Origin of the sequence: Pseudoalteromonas sp. MMG012, assembly GCF_018100875.1 — a bacterium.
Taxonomy (GTDB): domain Bacteria; phylum Pseudomonadota; class Gammaproteobacteria; order Enterobacterales; family Alteromonadaceae; genus Pseudoalteromonas; species Pseudoalteromonas aurantia.
In genome coordinates, this window is record NZ_JAGJEF010000226.1 from 1 (window position 1) to 506 (window position 506).

Consider the following 506-nt stretch of genomic DNA (forward strand, 5'->3'; position numbering starts at 1 on the left):
AAAGGGCTATTATCGCAAATAGAGCGAGCTTTATTGCCAGAGATAACACGACAAGCATCAAAAGGCATTTTGTTTAATGAAGCCGATTATCAAAAAAACAGAGAAGAGTTTAGGTGCTGTGCAGTTACCCATGACGTAAGTGATTTATCAGAAACGATACACTGGGAAGACGCAAAGACAGTGGGAGTAATTATTTCTTACAGAAAAGAAAAAGGTAAAATAAGCAATGAGTTATGTTATAGATACTATATCAGTTCAGCGTGTTTAACGGCGGAAGAACTCGCGAATTCAGCACGGCAACATTGGCAAATAGAAAATGGATTGCATTGGCGTTTAGATGTAGGATTTAAAGAAGATGAGTGCCGAATAAGGCGTGAAGGTGCAGCCTCTGTATTTGCAGGACTGAGGCATATTGCATTTAATCAGCTAAAAGCAGAAACAAGTTTTAATAAAGGGATGCCTGCAAAACAGAAGAAAGCGATGCGCAGCACAGCATACCTTGAAAA

1 protein-coding gene is annotated in these 506 nt (G+C 39.3%); it reads left to right on the forward strand.

Annotated features, from left to right (window positions below; genetic code table 11):
* Positions 1-506, forward strand: a 506-nt coding sequence (locus J8L97_RS23175; protein ID WP_211053081.1) for an ISAs1 family transposase, incomplete at both ends; no start/stop codon positions are given.